We start from the raw sequence: 487 nt of genomic DNA on the forward strand, positions 1-487 counted from the left end.
CCCTCGAAGAGGTCGGCCGGCGGCTCACGGTCCCGACGGACAGCGTCGGCCTGATCGTCCGGGCAGGCCTCATGGCCGGGACGGCGACACCGAGCGGGGAAATCCTCGTGCGGGACGATGCGCTCGCGGCTTTCGAGACCGGGTACGCCACCACGGGTGCGCTCGCCAGGGAGATTGGATCCGGCGCGCGGTGGGTGAGGGAAGCCTTGGATCGGGCCGGCGTCGGGCCGGCCTTCGCGATTACGGGCCGGAAGACCACGACGGTATGGCGCCGGATGGATGTCCCGACGGACCTTCGGCGCCGCATCGCCAGGACCCACGCGCCGCGACCCTAGGAGCACGCCGCGACCGCCGTGCCGCGGTCGTTGTGCGGATGCACGGACAGCACGATGCTGTCGCGATAGCCGAGATTGCGGTCCATCCATTCGATCTGGTCGGCGAACACGTTCGGCGTCGCGGCCTCGACGGTGGCGGGCAGGTTCACGAT

Annotated in this window: 1 protein-coding gene and 1 pseudogene; one reads left to right on the top strand and one right to left on the bottom strand. The window is 70.6% G+C overall.

What is annotated here, in order from left to right; genetic code table 11:
• On the top strand, positions 1-335 hold a 335-nt coding region (locus ACU8YC_RS26555; protein WP_446896202.1), incomplete at its 5' end, for a hypothetical protein.
• Positions 336-343: 8 nt separating this feature from the next.
• On the opposite strand, the pseudogene ACU8YC_RS26560 reads toward ACU8YC_RS26555, so the two are convergent.
• Positions 344-487 (bottom strand): annotated as a pseudogene (locus ACU8YC_RS26560) (hypothetical protein); the annotation flags it as partial.

It is taken from the genome of Citrobacter sp. VF227 (genome assembly GCF_052950715.1).